The organism is Exiguobacterium sp. s46, from assembly GCF_018618875.1.
GTDB classification, from domain to species: Bacteria; Bacillota; Bacilli; order Exiguobacteriales; family Exiguobacteriaceae; genus Exiguobacterium_A; species Exiguobacterium_A abrahamii.
Genome location: NZ_JACSMY010000001.1, coordinates 38,884 through 54,412 on the forward strand (window position 1 = coordinate 38,884; position 15,529 = coordinate 54,412).

Genomic DNA, 15,529 nt, shown 5'->3' on the forward strand with positions numbered 1-15,529 from the left:
GGAGGGAATCGTATGGTGGAAGTATGGAGTACGTTCACGATCATCATCGTCTACGGATTGCTTATCATGAATATCTTGGCTGTTCTGACGGTTATTTTTCTCGAGCGGCGCGATATTGGTGCGACGTGGGCATGGGTATTCATCTTGTATTTCGTTCCGCTCGTTGGATTTCTCGTCTATCTGTTTTTCGGAAGATTGTTGAAAAAAACGAATTTTTATCGTGTCACGGATGAAGAACAACTGGAACAGGATAGACGGATCGCCTTACAGAAAAAAGAACTTGTAACGATGGGACGGCACCCGATGATTCAAAAGCACCGGGATATGATTCGGATGAACCTGATGTCGAACGGTTCCCTGCTCAGTCTCTCGAATCAACTGCAGATTCTTTCGGATGGCGAGCAGAAGTTCAATCGGATGATTCAAGATATCCGCCAGGCAGAGCATGAAGTGAATATCCAATATTACATCATTCAGAAAGATCGTCTCGGGTTAGCGTTGATCGATACATTGACCGATTGTGCCCGTCGCGGGATCAAAGTACGTCTATTGTATGATGCTGTCGGATCACGAAGTCTCAAACGGACGGATTTTAAGGATTTACTCGCACACGGAGGAGAAGTGTTTGCCTTTTTCCCGTCGACGATTGGATTCGTTAATTTTCGATTGAACAACCGCAATCACCGTAAATCCTGTATCATTGACGGTCGAATCGGCTACATTGGTGGGTTCAACGTTGGTACGGAATATCTCGGTATCGATGAAAAGTTCGGCTACTGGCGGGATACACATTTTCGCTTGGAAGGTGACGTCGTTCATGATCAACTCGATCGCTTTATTCTCGACTGGAACCAAGCAAGTGACGTCTATACGGAAAAATCTTTGTTTTACTATGGAACGCATAGGATTCAGGATATATTACCGATGCAAATCGTCACATCGGGTCCGGATTCCCGTTCAGAGTATTTGAAGCTTGCCTTAATCAAGATGATCAACGAAGCAAAACGGACGATTTATATCCAATCGCCTTATTTCATTCCAGACACGAGTTATTTAGATGCATGTAAGGCAGCCCTTCTGTCCGGAGTGGAAGTCCGCATCATGATTCCGAACAAGCCGGATCACCCATTCGTTTACTGGGCAACGACTGCTGCTGTAGGAGAGTTGTTATCGTACGGAGCTAAAGTCTACACGTATGAACCTGGATTTTTACACGCAAAGACGATCGTCGTCGATGGCGAGATTGCTTCAGTCGGGACGACGAATATCGATGCGCGAAGCTTTCGGTTGAACTTTGAAATGAACACGATCGTCTATGATCAGGCAATAGCGATTGAACTAGAACGTCTCTTCCTCGCTGATTGTGAGGTATCAAAGCTCATGACGGTCGAGTCGTATGCCGCGCGTTCAAGAACGATCAAATTCAAGGAAAGTATTTCGCGTTTATTGTCACCGATTTTGTAAACCGCGTTTACGACCAGTCAAAATGTGAAAAATGGTATAGTGGTATGGAAATAGAAAAAGAGGAGAGTGAAGACGATGGCAAATTCAATCAAACTACTCGTATCAGACATGGATGGAACCGTTCTTTCGGGCAAGCAACGAATTGAACCGGAGACGATTCAGGCAATTGAAGCGGCACGCGAACAAGGTGTCGAATTTGCAATCGCGACAGGACGTAACTACTTAAATGCAAAAGAATTAACAGATGCAGCAGGAATCCACTGTCCGATCATTGCTTCAAACGGGGCACGTGTGATGACCGTAGATGGAGAAGAGTTGAGTGCGACGACGTTGACGACGGAACAAGCACAGCAAATTTACGGTATCATCAGTCAATATGAAGTTTTCTTCGAGATGTTCTGTGATCGAGGACTCGTGACAGCACAAGGAGCGACGATCGACGCAGCCTATGATTCCCTGAAAGAGTTGAGTGAAGAAAGTGATCGGGCAAAACAAGTGCTTGATTTCTTCCACGATCGTTATTATGTCCACGAAGACGTCAAGATGATTGATGGATTCCGGTCGTACATTCGTAACCAAGCAGGAAAAGTATTTAAATTCATTTCATTCTCGTTTGATCAAGAATTAATGAAAAAAATCTGGCAGGAAATCGAGCAGAAGGTCGACGGTGTCTATGTCACGTCGTCAGGACACGATAACATTGAAGTCATGGCAGTCGGTGCCGATAAAGGAACGGCAGTTAAAATCCTCGCAGACCACCTCGGTGTGCCAATCGAACAGGTCGCTGTCATCGGTGATAACCTGAATGATCTTCCAATGTTCAAAGTTGCCGGCAAAGCGATCGCGATGGGGAATGGTCATGATGAGGCAAAAGCGATTGCCCATCACGTGACGAAAACAAATGATGAGCACGGCGTCGGATATGCGATTCAGCAGTTGGCGTCCCGTGCTTGGTAAGGGGGACGTTTCATGTTTAAGGCATTCAAGGAATTCGCATTTCGAGGAAATGTGATCGACTTAGCGGTCGGAGTTATTCTTGGTGCTGCGTTTAGCGGGATCATCAAATCCCTTGTTGACAGCGTCTTCATGCCACTGATCGGTATCATCATCGGGGGCATTGATGTCAAAGGATTGTCGGTCATGGTCGGAAATGCAGAGTTGCAGTACGGTCAATTTCTTCAAGCGAGCATCGAATTCTTGTTGATCGCCTTTGCGCTGTTTATATTCGTCAAAGGCATCACTTCATTCCGGAAGAAGGAAGAAGTCATCGAAGAAGAAGCGGTACCAACGACAGAAGAAAAATTATTGACAGAAATCAGAGATGCCTTGATTCATCAAAATGAGTCGTCGACGAAAAACTGACGTATATAATTGGGATTAACTTAAAAAGAAGGACTCGTCTTTTCACGCCCTTTCCTCAGGCGAGACACAAGCCAGTTTTCCTGCTTCATTCAAGCAGGAAAGCGGGTCTTGTTTGTCTCTGACAGCGCGATGCGCTTTTTCCTGTAGGAGTGTCGTGAAACGAGGCCTTCTTTTTTTACGAGATAAGGGTGGCAGATCATCATTCTGCGACCCTTATCTTTATGGAGACTGACTTATGAATCAGTCCATTTAAATCATAAAATTTCGAGTAATGCATTTTCAGAGCAGACTTGTAACGAAAGCTGTTTTTTCATTCCTTGATCAAATGAAATTTCTAGCACGTCGTCAACCAGGTGCAAGACGGTTCCGGGACCAAATGCTGTATGCGAGACACGCATGTTCTCAGTGATCGGTAGTGGGGGGACGCTAGCTCGCGCTGCAACAGCAGTTCGCTTGCGCTCTACTTTTCGTTTTGCAGCATCAGGCGTGACGAGGCGATGAACGTCTTCGACGAATGGCGAGACATCAAATGATTTCGATTTAAAACGATAGGACAGAAGATGTAGTTCGTGTCGCGCCCGTGTCATGCCGACGTAAAACAAACGTGCAGCTTCTTCCATATCATCGAGTTGTCCATTCTTGTACGCCTTGATCGTATCAGCTGATGGAAGAATACCAGAAACGAGATCAATCATGAAAACGCGATCGAATTCAAGTCCTTTTGCACTGTGAAAGGTCGAAAGGGTGACCGCATTTTGATTTTTATTTTGTTTCGCATCACGCATCAATTGTTCGAGATGCGTGATCCGTTCACGAAAAGCGAGTAGCGTTGGTACATCACTTGCGATGTTATCAATCGTATTCAATGTTTCAAGCAGGTGATCGAGACTAAAACCGAGACTCTCACTCATTTTCCGCAAATTCTTTTCGTAACCCAGTTCATGACGAATCAGAGAGAGGGCAGCAGAGGGTCGAACGGTTTGGATGGAAGCGAACGTGCGCTTCATTTGTTGAAGTTGTTTCTTTTGATAAAACTTCATCTCGATTTTGTTTATGAGTAGATCAAATACAGATTCGCCCGTACCGAACTGCTGCAATTGAGAAAGTTGCGCTTTTGAAATGTACCCGGCGAATTTCGTATGAATAGTTGCTAACACATCGATATCTGTCGGATCTTGTGCGAATGTCATGAAGTTTAAGATATCCTTCAAAATCCAATGACTGAAGAATTTATGATCGACATCCTTAATATAAAACGGAATATTTGCTTGATCCAAAGCATTCATGACGTTGATCGAAGAAGCATTGTTGCGATATAAGATGGCCACTTCGCGGTAATTCGTCTCTGTCCGTAGTTGATTCAACAGATAGCGAGTCTGATCCTCGTAAGTTGGTAACGTCTCTAAGATGATCGGACGAACAGCAGCGTTCTCCGTGAACATCTGTTTCGGATAGCGTGCTTTATTGCGCTGAATGAATTGGTTCGCGACGGATACGATGTCTTGAGACGAACGATAATTTTGTTCCATGTAAAGAATCGTCGCATTCGGATACGTATCTTTGAAGTGCAAAATTTTAGAAGCGTCCGCGCCACGCCAGCTGTATAGCGTCTGATCATCGTCTGCAACGACACAAAGTCGGTTATGCGGTAAGGCTAACTTTTCGACCAATTGATGTTGAACGAGTGACGTATCCTGGCTCTCATCCGTTAGGATATAGTCAAAGCGACGCTGATAATGTTGCAACAGACGACGGTCTTGCTCCAAAATCGTATTCGCATACGTCAACATATCATCAAAGTCGAGTAACGGATGTAAGGGATCACGCGACTTGAATTGTTCATACGCCACATAAATATCAGGGAAATGTTTGATCGTCGTCGGTACTGCCTTGATTTCCTTTAAAGAAAGAAGACGGTTCTTGACAAAGGAAATCATTCGTAATAACTCATCCATCTGGTCGTCGGTAATGACACTCCGATTAATTTCCTGGAAAATACGCCGGAGTAACATACGTTTATGTGGCGCATTCGGATGTTGTTGATCCATTGGTCCCTCAATGATCGTATAGGAAAGACGCTGCTGGGATGTATGATCCCGAACGACTTGAAAAGCAAAGCTATGAATCGTCGAGAATGCCGCTGTCGTTCCAATTAATTCGTGAAATAGATGATAAAAACGATCCGCCATCTCGCGAGCTGCTGCCTTACTGAAGGTCAGCCCTAAAATACGATGTGGTTCGATCTTTTTTTGTAAAATCAAATAGGCAATCTTAAAATTAAGCGTCGTTGTTTTTCCAGAGCCGGGTGAGGCGAGTAACAGCAACGGACCATGGTCATGTTCGATTGCCTGTTGTTGGACAGGATTCAGTTGAATGCCGGTCAATCGCTCCATCTGTTCGAAAAAATCTTCATGCATGATACAGTTCACCTCGAGCGTATTTATTTCTCGTCCAATAATCGAACTTTCCCTAGTGTATCATTTTTAGTGTCAGGATTGGATTACGGAAAGAAGAACCGTGGAATAAAGAGACAAGAGCCTATTGGATGTTATGTAAGACGAGTACCCTAAAAGACTAGGCAAATGGATACAAAAACATTAAAATGGGAATAGATGTAAGAGAGTACTCTCTTGTCCTGTACAAAGAGGGAAGGCGGAATGAGAATGTCTGTAGTGAAATTACACATGTATACGAATGAACATTATGAACAATGTGATGCGTTCATTCTTCCGGAAGAACAAGTCCAGTTTACTTCTTTTCCGACGGATGTCGTCACAGATGCAGTTGCCCATCCAGATAAATTCCCGGTTGTCATCAAAAAAGACGAGCTCGTCGTCGGATTTTTTATTCTTCATCTTAACCCCCCTAAAACACATCGAACACATGAACAAAGTGTCCTATTACGTGCCTTTTCCATTGATGCACGCCATCAACAGCAAGGATATGCGAAAGAGGCAATGATGCAGTTGCCAGAGTTCGTCCATCATCATTTTCCAGAAGTCACAGCGATTACACTAGCGGTCAATAAAAAGAATATTGCTGCAAAATCACTGTACTTCAAGACGGGATACGTCGATACGTTACAGTCCGTCATGGGTCCGATTGGGGAGCAACACATCCTTGCCTTTGATTTAGAAAAAGAACTACGATTGAAGCATTGAATTAAAAAAAGCATTTTCCTGATTCTATTCAGGAAAATGCTTTTTTTACTTAAGATAAATCGTAGAGTGATAGATGCGCACCTGCTTCACCAGAGAAGACAATCCCTCGACTGGATGTTTTCGGGAAAATCCGTCCAGATGCAACGGCTTCTCCGTCATTCAGGAAAAGTTCAAACGAAGAACGATCCACGAACAAACGTAATGTATGCAAGTCCTTCGCAAGAATCGTCGATCGCGAAGTACCGAATGATTCAGCAGGGACTTCCGCACCTGAACGGCTTCGATCGATTGTAAATTGACGTGATACAGCATCGTAGTGGAATACCGTCTCTTCTGTAGCGTCTTGACGAATCGAGAAGCGGAACGAGTCCGACGACAGTTTTAAGTCTGTCATCACGAGCTCGAAAATCTCGGCTTCCGCAATTGTCACGTCTTGTTCGAAAAGAATCGTTTCGTCAAACAGCGTCTCTTTTCGTAGCTGTGTCAGTTCACGGACAGGTCGTTGACGAAGTTGCCCCTGTTCGATCGTTAATTCACGTGGCAATGTCAAAGCATGTGCCCAGTTATAGATGTCAGAAGGATAACTGATATCCGGTAACCCCATCCAACCAACAAGAATCCGTCGACCATCTGCCGCCTCAGTTGTTTGTGGCGCGTAGAAGTCAAATCCGAAATCGAGTTCTTGGAACGATTCGTGTGTGAATGTTAAGTCGGGTAAAGCTAACGGTTCGCCGATGAAATAACCGGACTGGAAAATATTTTGATAGTTCTGACCATCTGGTTCAATCCCTTGAGGGCTAAAGAGGAGGATTCCTTTTCCATCCAGCTCGAAATAATCAGGACATTCCCACATATAACCGAATGTCGGGTAGTTCGTCTGTAACTCACCGAGGAATGTCCATTGCTCTGCATCTTGAGACTGATAGATGACAGTACAGCCCGTCAAGTCACTGCGCTGTGCACCAATGATGCAGTACCAGATGCCCGATGCATCTTGGAAGACTTTCGGATCACGGAAATGTTCCGTATATCCTTCAGGAACGTTTGGAATAGCAGGTGGTAAATGTTTTTCGATTCGTCCATCCGAGCGGAGATGACCGACGATTTGGCTCGTATGGCGATTCCAATCCGCATCCCGTTTATTACCGGTGTACATGATGTGCACTTGATCATCTTTAATGAAGCCACTACCGGAATAAGCACCGTGCGAATCTGGATCGTCATTTGGGATCAAGGCGGCTCCTTCATCGAACCAATGTACAAGATCTTTTGATGTCATGTGATACCAGTACTTCAGCCCGTGTACGGGTCCGAGTGGAAACCATTGATAAAACAAATGATAGAGACCATCATGATAGACGAAGCCGTTCGGATCATTCAAAAGTCCGGTCGGAGGTTGAATATGGTAAGAAAATCGCCAAGGAGATGTTCGAACTTCTTCCTTCATCGCTTGGTAAACGCTCGGATCGACATCCGAGAGGGGACGGTATCGTGCTTCACGTGTCCATTGATTCATGTTGACAGCTCCTCGTTGAAAAATTATACGCTTCTCGTTCACCTTACGGAGGAGAGCTGCGCTTGTCAATCCTCCGTCCTGAATGGTCAATGAACGGACATACATCCTCTGCCGTTTTGCTTCGAACGATAGAGCGCTAAATCAGCGCGATGCATGACTTGTTCAAGTGATTCTCCTGTCACCTGTTCGGCGACTCCGATACTCATCCCGATGTGGACGGTTTGTTCTTCTAAGTGATACGGCATCGAGACGTGAGCGATCCATTGTTCACCTAAGTATCGTGCTTCTGTTAAGGATTGAGTGGTCAAGACGATGATGAACTCATCGCCGCCCAGACGAGCCACGAATCCACCAGGTGGAAGCAACTGTTCGAGACGTTGACTGACCTCGATCAGCAGGAGATCACCTAGCGCGTGACCATACGTATCATTGACTGCTTTAAAGCCGTCTAAATCAAGGCAAAGATAGATAGAATGCGTTTCTGCAGGCAATTGTTCGATGTATTGAGCAAGACCGTTGCGGTTCGCGAGACCAGTCAGGCTATCGCGTTGTGACAAGCGTTCAAACGTTAATTTCTCTTGTTCGGTATGTAGCAAGCGATGAATCAGTCGTTGTAAGGCATCCGTCAGTGTCTCGATTTCTCGGATTCCACGATGATTCGGGAGTGATTTTGAGGGATCATCCTGCATCTGTTGGGCGGCATGTGTGATTTTTAATAATGGTCGTGTCAATAGCTTCGCTAACATCCAGCCAAGTACGGCTGTAACGAAAGAGGCAATCAAACCAGCGATGAAAATCGTTTGACGTAAAGCATCGGCATCAGCGAACGCAATCGAAGTCGGTTGACGTACGAGAACCGTCCAACCTAAGCCATCGTAATCCTTGTAACCTCGGCTTGTGCTTTGACCAGAGACAAATTCTTTCCCTTGCCAGGAAGCGGTCGCAGAAGCATTCGAAGTCAGCGTTACGCTATCGGGTAATGTTTTACCGCTCCATCCGCTTGGTCCAAGTAAAATCGTTTTTCGATCTTGACTAATGATGAAGACATCGACTTGTTGGAGAGAGGACGTGGCGCTTTGAAAACTTTGTTCGATCGCTTTTGCCCATTCGAAGCTGAGATGTGTCGCAAGGACACCAGAAAATCGACCCTTATCATACAAAGGTGTACTAATATCGACGAACTGTAACGGTTCACCGCTTGGGTTCGGCAATAATTTTGCGAGTAGGACAGCTTCATGGACATCTCCGATGAATGGTTGTGATAAGGCTTGTTGGAAGACGGGACGTTCCTTGATCGATGTTCCTTCCAGAATCTGATTCGTTGACGCAACGACGTTACCTTCCGTATCTAATCGACCAATCCAAGAAAAGTCAGGAATCTGCCGTTGTAACTCTTCGAGTGTCCGTCGCGTTTCTGTTTTTTGTTCTGTTTGTTGAATCGTTGATAAGGAACCCAGCAATTTTACTTCGGCATAACGTGACCACATGTAATGATCAAGCTTATCAGATAGTTGGTGAGCGGTCGTTGACAGATTCATCCCGACTTCCGATTGGAGTCGGTTTGTTGCATGTTGACTAATGAAGAAAGTTAATCCGAGCGTCATGCTAAAAAATAGCAGGGAAATCAATCCCGCTAACAAAACATCAAAGCGAAGTGAGGGTTTGGACATTGTGTGATACTCCATTCATACGTTTTCATTTGTTTTTACTTACATCATACACGTAGACGTCTACGAGTTGTTCGCGGTTCGAGAAACTCGTTCGCGCGTATCGGAAATCGTGTTTTTCCCAAAAACGACGGGCTCTTAAATTATCAGGTAAGACCGCGAGATGAATGTGAGGTTCCTGACTTAGGAATCGATCACAAAAAGCGGATAGTAACCGACTGCTAATTCCCGTACCGTGTTGAGAAGCATCCATTAAGAATAAACCGATCCAAGGTGTACCGTTTTTTGGATGCTTCGGTAGGTAGTCAATCAGTAAGACGGGTTCTCCGTCCACATATCCAATCAGCGATACGGTATCGGGATTTAAAAACTCTTCCTGTAAGGTCGAATCAGAGAGCGGAAGCACTCGTTCTTCTAAGAGCGCATATTCAGGAACGCTCGCGTACAACGATTGGATGATCGGAAAGTGATCATGTGTTACTTGTTCAAAAAGAATCATCTAGCGACTCCATTCTTTATTTTTAGTATAAAATTTCTGCTGTTACGCCTTTTTAATTGGAATCGGATTACATATTTGTAAGAAATGAAACTTATCCTTTAAAATCACGTACACTAATAGCATAGACAAAATATGAATGAGGAGGAAGAGCAGATGTTAAAGATTGAAAATATCTCAAAGCGTCTCGGGAAAGAGCAAATTTTAAAAGACGTCAGTTTTGAGGTATCCCCAGGAGAAGTGTTCGGCTTCCTCGGACCGAACGGAGCAGGGAAGACGACGACGATTCGCATCATCACGGGACTACTCGAGCAGGATGCAGGGAAAGTCACGGTCAATGGATTTGATGTCGTAGAAGAGCGTTCGAAAGCGTTGACGCAAATTGGAGCAATCGTGGAGAACCCAGCGTTTTATCCTTATCTGACAGGAAAACAAAACTTGGTTCATGCAAAAAACCTCATTCCGGGACTCGGTCAAGTTGATTATGATGCACTAGCACGACTCGTTGGTCTTGAAGGAAAGCTTTCAAAAAAAGTCGGAGAGTACTCACTCGGAATGAAGCAACGACTCGGAATTGCTCGTGCCTTGCTACATAACCCGCGCGTCTTGATTTTAGATGAACCAACGAATGGTCTGGATCCATCCGGGATTGCGGAGCTTCGTGAATATTTACGCCAAATGGCGCGTGAGCAAGATATCGCGATTTTAATTTCAAGCCATATGTTGAGTGAGATGGAACAAATCAGTGATCGTTACGCGATCATCGATCAGGGTGTCATCAAGTCGGTCGAGTCCGTTCGTAATGAGACCGGAGCGAAAATCGCTCTTCGTGTCAATGCGGAAGCGATGACAGATGTACTCGATGCCCTTCGCGTCGCAAACTACCCATCAGAAGTACTCGAGAATAAAATCATTATCACCGCACCGGAAAGTGAATGTCCAGCTATCGCTCGACTCGTCGTGCCGATTGCCGATTTACATGAACTGACCGTTAAACGCTTGACGCTTGAGGAACAATTCCTGCAAGTAACGAAAAAAGAGGGGGATTCACATGCTTTCGCTCATACAAAATGAATGGATGAAATGGTGGACGACTAAAAAAGCGAAAATCGTTTTAGCGCTATATGTCGTTATTGCAGTTGGTATTATCATCATTGCAAAGACAAATGATTTTGAGTTCACACGTTATGATTATTATTCATTAACGTTCCTTTTACTGACATCTCTATTAGGAATCATCACGATTGTCTTCACGGCAGAAGCCATCGGGAATGAAGTACGTTATGACACGATGAAACACTTATTAATGAGTCCGTATTCACGAATGACGATTTATTTCTCGAAACTTATCTTTTCGATCTTGATCATGTTGCTCCAATTCGTGTTCATCGCTGCGATCGTCTACGCAGGCTCATTTGCGTTTTCAGAGGCAGGAGATCCAATTCTGTTCCGCGATACGATCGTCGAAGTTGTCAGTCCGATTTTTACAATATTCATGACGTTATTCTTCTCATTGTTGTTCCGTTCTGTTGGAATGATTATCGGCTTCACCGTACTAGCACAGTTCTTTACGAGCATTGCGGGTAACTTACTGGTTGGTTTCAAACCAGCAATCGCTAAGTGGATCGTATTCATGCATTTAGACTGGTCAATGTATTTCAAGGATTCTATGACCTATGGTACGAGTGAAGCGATGGGAACAACTTTGACGTTCTCCGCCTTGTTCGTATTGGCTCATATCATCGTCTTGTTAGGTGCATCGATTCTTGTCTTCCAAAGAAAATCATATACGTAAATGAAAGAGTTGCTACTGATAGATGAATTTGTCTATCAGTAGCAGCTCTTTTACAGTATTCAAGAACTTGTCCGTTTAGGTGGACGTGCCGTAATCGGGAACAATCGCTGAAACCATTCGATCAGTGGACCGTTCAATAAGAGGAAAATGAAAGTTCCGACTCCGATGCCGATCAGTTCGCGTTCAATCAGTGAAAAGAGGCAAGCAATCAAAAAAGGAATACCGAGGCTGATCGTTGCTCCGAGCGATGTACTTTTAAAGCGGCTGATCAGTGACTTCATCAAGTAATCCGGTGGCATCAATACGAATCCGATTTGGAGATAGAGGGCGAGTCCAAGTGAAATCAATGGCATACCGATCAACATGTACACGGCGCGCATCCAAAGTCCCTGTGGTGTGTAAATCAATTGATGGATGGATAAGAAGAAATCAATCGCAGCGCCGAAAAGGACGACGAGTGCAAAACTGAGAACAATCGTCCACCAACTAAATCGACTCCCGAGAGAAAGTGCTGCAATCAAAGCAAGCACATGTAAGACGATGATCGCTAGTCCGACAGTTAAAGGTGAGATGGCCGCGACGGCCTCACTCGCTGAAGTCCAAGGTGCACTCCCGATCGAGGCGGTCACCATGAAGCTGTTTCCTAAGGCGTTAATTAAAATAGAGAATAAATAGATGACAATCCGTTTTTGCTGACTCATTGACGTGCACAGACGGTAGGACTGCGCGTTCACCTCCTGAAAAAAAATCGTTTCGTTAAGCTATACCCTAATCGTAGCGCTCTTTTCACTTATTTTCATGAAAAGAGCATTGCCTATTCCTCCTATTTCACGACATACTTAGGACACATTACGAATCAGGGGGAGAACATATGACATATTTTGGACAGAAGATCCTGCCTTCCGTTAGAAAATTAGAAGACTTTGAAAAGATGCTGAAGAGTCCATATGAATATGGGGTCTTACTCGAAATGCACGTATCGCGCTTAAAAGCAGTCTATGAGATGGCGCATCGTTACGACAAAAAAATGTTTTTGCACATGGATCTCGTTCAAGGATTAAAAAATGATGAATACGCAACGGAATACGTCTGCCAAGAATTAAAGCCGTATGGTGTCATTTCGACGAAGGCGAGCGTCATCTTGAAAGCACGTCAAAAAAAGGTCAAGACGATGCAACGCATGTTCTTACTCGATTCCAGTTCACTCGAAAAAAGTTATCAACTCATGGAACGGACGCAACCTGATTACATCGAGGTGTTACCTGGATTAATGCCAAAGTACATTCAAGAAGTGAAAGAAAAGACGGGGCGTCTCGTATTCGCCGGTGGACTCATCGATACGGTCGAGGAAGTGGAACAAGCAATTGAAGCAGGTGCCTCAAGTATCACAACATCGAATAAGGACTTGTGGCGTCATTTTGAACCACGCTCCTAACCGGATTGTGATGAAAATCATTCAGATTGTTTGACAGCGTTTTCACTGATTGTTATAGTGATATCAAGTTGATACAAAGTGACGGAGAAAAGGGAGATTCACGTGTGAGTCCTGCTTGAAGAACATTCAAGTATGAACTGACGTGGATCTCCTTTTTATGTTGCTTTTTTCACATAACCAAAAGGAGGAACACATATGTCACCCATTTTAGCGGAATTTTTAGGCACAGCTTTGCTTGTCGCGCTTGGGAACGGTGTAGGTGCAGGCGTTAGTTTGACGAAATCGTTTGCAAAGGATGCAGGCTGGATCGTCATCACGTTTGCGTGGGGTTTTGCCGTGGCGATTGCAGCGTATGCCGTCGGTCAATTCAGTGGAGCACACCTTAACCCAGCAGTAACGCTTGGTTTAGCCTTTGACGGTTCATTTGCATGGACGGACGTACCAGGCTATATCGTCGCTCAAATTGCCGGCGGGATACTTGGTGCAAGTCTTGTTTTCGTCCATTACTTACCACATTGGGCAGAGACGAAAGACCCAGCAGCGAAACTCGGCGTCTTTGCGACGTCACCAGCGATTCCACATACATTTGCCAATCTAATGAGTGAAATGATTGCAACATTCTTACTTGTCATCGGGTTGTTGTCGATCGGAGCGAATAAGTTCTCAGATGGTCTGAATCCATTGATCGTCGGTTTCTTGATCGTCAGCCTCGGTATGTCATTCGGAGGCACGACAGGATATGCGATGAATCCGGCGCGGGACCTTGGTCCACGTATCGCTCACTTCATCTTACCGATTCATGGAAAAGGATCATCGAACTGGGGATACTCATGGATTCCGGTTCTCGGACCAGTTCTCGGTGGAAGTCTTGGCGGATTGTTTTATCGTTCGGTCTTCACAGGAAAAGATACACCGGCTTTTTGGATTGTAGGACTTGTGACAATCGTCATATTAGGCTTATGCTATAGATTCGGTGTTCGTCCGAACAAAACAACGTCAGTGGAGTCAAAGTCAGCTTAACTTATTTAGATACAAAAGGATGGGGAAGAGATGGAGAACTACATTTTGTCATTGGATCAGGGAACGACGAGTACACGTGCGATCCTGTTTAATCGTGCCGGCGAGATCGTCCATTCAGCGCAACAGGAATTCACGCAGTATTTTCCGAAACCAGGTTGGGTCGAACACAACGCAAACGAGATTTGGGGAAGTGTCCTTGCTGTCGTGGCGACTTGTCTGACGGAGGCGAACGTAAAGCCGTCGCAGATTGCTGGTATTGGAATCACAAATCAACGTGAAACAGCTGTCGTTTGGGAAAAAGAAACAGGGAAACCGATTCACAATGCAGTCGTGTGGCAATCGAGACAAACGGCTGAAATCTGTGAAGCGCTTCGAGCAGCCGGTCATGCCGAGCTCTTCCGTGAGAAGACAGGTCTATTGATTGACGCTTATTTCTCTGGTACGAAAGTCAAATGGATTTTAGATCATGTCGAAGGAGCACGGGAACGTGCTGAACGTGGTGAACTACTGTTCGGTACGATCGATACGTGGCTCATCTGGAAATTATCCGGCGGAAAAGCACATGTGACCGACTATTCGAATGCAAGTCGTACGTTGATGTATAACATTCATGAATTAAAATGGGATGACGAGTTACTCGGCATCTTAGATGTCCCGAAAGCCATGCTTCCGGAAGTACGACCATCTTCTGAAGTGTACGCAGAGACAGCAGGGTATCACTTCTTCGGAGAAGCAGTTCCAATTGCTGGAGCAGCAGGCGATCAGCAAGCCGCATTGTTTGGCCAAGCATGTTTTGATACAGGAATGGCGAAAAACACATACGGTACGGGTTGCTTCATGCTGATGAACACAGGGGAAGAGGCTGTGAAATCAGATCACGGATTGCTGACGACGATCGCGTGGGGCGTCGATGGAAAAGTGGAGTATGCCTTAGAAGGAAGTATCTTCGTCGCAGGATCTGCGATTCAGTGGTTACGTGACGGCTTACGTCTCATTGATGATGCCAAAGAATCAGAAGGATACGCAACACGCGTCACGTCTTCAGACGGTGTCTACGTCGTACCAGCATTCGTTGGTCTTGGTACACCTTACTGGGATTCAGACGTTCGTGGTGCCGTCTTCGGTTTGACACGTGGTACGGAAAAAGAACATTTCATCCGCGCGACACTTGAATCACTCGCTTATCAGACACGCGACGTCCTATCTGCGATGGAGCAAGATTCAGGCATCGAGATGAAAACGCTCCGTGTCGATGGTGGAGCAGTTAAAAACGACTTCTTGATGCAGTTCCAAGGTGACATCATCCAAGCGCCAGTTGAGCGTCCGGAAATCAATGAAACGACGGCGTTAGGTGCAGCGTACCTCGCAGGTCTTGCTGTTGGATTCTTTGAGAACCGTGAACAGATTGCGACGCAATGGAAAAAAGAACGTCGTTTCGAGCCGAGTATGGCGAAAGAAGAGACGGATGCGCTCTACGGTGGATGGCAAAAAGCTGTTCAAGCTACGATGTTGTTCAAATGATGTGAGGTATGTTATAGTAAGGTCAAGTTAATAAATCGGTCGGAGAATATGGAGAGACCACAGCAGCAGTTGACATAGTCAGCGTGTTTGTT

At 45.1% G+C, this 15,529-nt stretch carries 14 protein-coding genes; 9 read left to right on the forward strand and 5 right to left on the reverse strand.

Going from position 1 to position 15,529, the window contains the following annotated elements; all coding sequences use genetic code 11:
• The first annotated feature begins 12 nt into the window (after nucleotides 1-12).
• The 3 genes from cls (at nucleotide 13) to mscL (ending at nucleotide 2,826) form a co-directional block, all read left to right on the forward strand.
• Nucleotides 13-1,464, forward strand: a complete 1,452-nt coding sequence (cls, locus tag KNQ08_RS00275; RefSeq protein ID WP_023467357.1) for a cardiolipin synthase — start codon at nucleotides 13-15, stop codon at nucleotides 1,462-1,464.
• Nucleotides 1,465-1,539: 75 nt separating this feature from the next.
• Complete coding sequence (locus KNQ08_RS00280; RefSeq protein WP_149426903.1) at nucleotides 1,540-2,421, forward strand: Cof-type HAD-IIB family hydrolase; 882 nt, start codon at nucleotides 1,540-1,542, stop codon at nucleotides 2,419-2,421.
• 12 nt (nucleotides 2,422-2,433) lie between these two features.
• Nucleotides 2,434-2,826, forward strand: a complete 393-nt coding sequence (mscL, locus tag KNQ08_RS00285; protein WP_214768911.1) for a large-conductance mechanosensitive channel protein MscL — start codon at nucleotides 2,434-2,436, stop codon at nucleotides 2,824-2,826.
• A gap of 254 nt (nucleotides 2,827-3,080) precedes the next feature.
• Here the strand turns inward: mscL and KNQ08_RS00290 are convergent, their stop codons facing one another.
• Nucleotides 3,081-5,243 carry an ATP-dependent helicase gene (locus tag KNQ08_RS00290; RefSeq protein WP_149426904.1) on the reverse strand — a complete coding sequence of 721 codons (2,163 nt, stop codon included), beginning with the start codon at nucleotides 5,241-5,243 and terminating at the stop codon, nucleotides 3,081-3,083.
• A gap of 246 nt (nucleotides 5,244-5,489) precedes the next feature.
• On the opposite strand from KNQ08_RS00290, the gene KNQ08_RS00295 reads away from it, so the two are divergent.
• On the forward strand, nucleotides 5,490-5,987 hold the full coding sequence (locus tag KNQ08_RS00295) for a GNAT family N-acetyltransferase (protein ID WP_064300431.1): 498 nt from the start codon (nucleotides 5,490-5,492) through the stop codon (nucleotides 5,985-5,987).
• Nucleotides 5,988-6,036: 49 nt separating this feature from the next.
• Here KNQ08_RS00295 and KNQ08_RS00300 read toward each other — a convergent pair whose 3' ends face one another.
• The 3 genes from KNQ08_RS00300 to KNQ08_RS00310 form a co-directional block, all read right to left on the reverse strand.
• On the reverse strand, nucleotides 6,037-7,503 hold the full coding sequence (locus tag KNQ08_RS00300; protein ID WP_214768913.1) for a glycoside hydrolase family 32 protein: 1,467 nt from the start codon (nucleotides 7,501-7,503) through the stop codon (nucleotides 6,037-6,039).
• Between the two features lie 86 nt (nucleotides 7,504-7,589).
• A complete protein-coding gene (locus tag KNQ08_RS00305) occupies nucleotides 7,590-9,173 on the reverse strand; it encodes a diguanylate cyclase domain-containing protein (protein WP_214768926.1) in 1,584 nt (527 codons plus the stop codon).
• A gap of 25 nt (nucleotides 9,174-9,198) precedes the next feature.
• Nucleotides 9,199-9,669: a GNAT family N-acetyltransferase gene (locus KNQ08_RS00310; RefSeq protein WP_214724370.1), complete on the reverse strand. Its 471-nt coding sequence runs from the start codon at nucleotides 9,667-9,669 to the stop codon at nucleotides 9,199-9,201.
• A 153-nt stretch (nucleotides 9,670-9,822) separates the two neighbouring features.
• On the opposite strand from KNQ08_RS00310, the gene KNQ08_RS00315 reads away from it, so the two are divergent.
• A complete protein-coding gene (locus tag KNQ08_RS00315) occupies nucleotides 9,823-10,740 on the forward strand; it encodes an ABC transporter ATP-binding protein (protein WP_029340951.1) in 918 nt (305 codons plus the stop codon).
• Nucleotides 10,718-11,461 (forward strand): ABC transporter permease, encoded by a 744-nt coding sequence (locus KNQ08_RS00320; RefSeq protein WP_133207914.1) that lies wholly within the window; start codon nucleotides 10,718-10,720, stop codon nucleotides 11,459-11,461. The genes KNQ08_RS00315 and KNQ08_RS00320 overlap by 23 nt, the downstream gene beginning before the upstream one ends.
• A gap of 59 nt (nucleotides 11,462-11,520) precedes the next feature.
• Here KNQ08_RS00320 and KNQ08_RS00325 read toward each other — a convergent pair whose 3' ends face one another.
• Complete coding sequence (locus tag KNQ08_RS00325) at nucleotides 11,521-12,162, reverse strand: YczE/YyaS/YitT family protein (RefSeq protein WP_064300371.1); 642 nt, start codon at nucleotides 12,160-12,162, stop codon at nucleotides 11,521-11,523.
• 170 nt (nucleotides 12,163-12,332) lie between these two features.
• Between KNQ08_RS00325 and KNQ08_RS00330 the strand changes: the two genes are divergently transcribed.
• The 3 genes from KNQ08_RS00330 to glpK all read left to right on the forward strand — a co-directional run bounded on the left by KNQ08_RS00330 (nucleotide 12,333) and on the right by glpK (nucleotide 15,437).
• A complete protein-coding gene (locus KNQ08_RS00330) occupies nucleotides 12,333-12,896 on the forward strand; it encodes a glycerol-3-phosphate responsive antiterminator (RefSeq protein ID WP_023467370.1) in 564 nt (187 codons plus the stop codon).
• A 195-nt stretch (nucleotides 12,897-13,091) separates the two neighbouring features.
• Entirely contained in the window at nucleotides 13,092-13,916 is an 825-nt protein-coding gene (locus KNQ08_RS00335) for an MIP/aquaporin family protein (protein ID WP_064300370.1), read from the forward strand.
• Between the two features lie 30 nt (nucleotides 13,917-13,946).
• Nucleotides 13,947-15,437: a glycerol kinase GlpK gene (gene glpK, locus KNQ08_RS00340; protein ID WP_050677155.1), complete on the forward strand. Its 1,491-nt coding sequence runs from the start codon at nucleotides 13,947-13,949 to the stop codon at nucleotides 15,435-15,437.
• The last annotated feature ends 92 nt before the right edge of the window (nucleotides 15,438-15,529 follow it).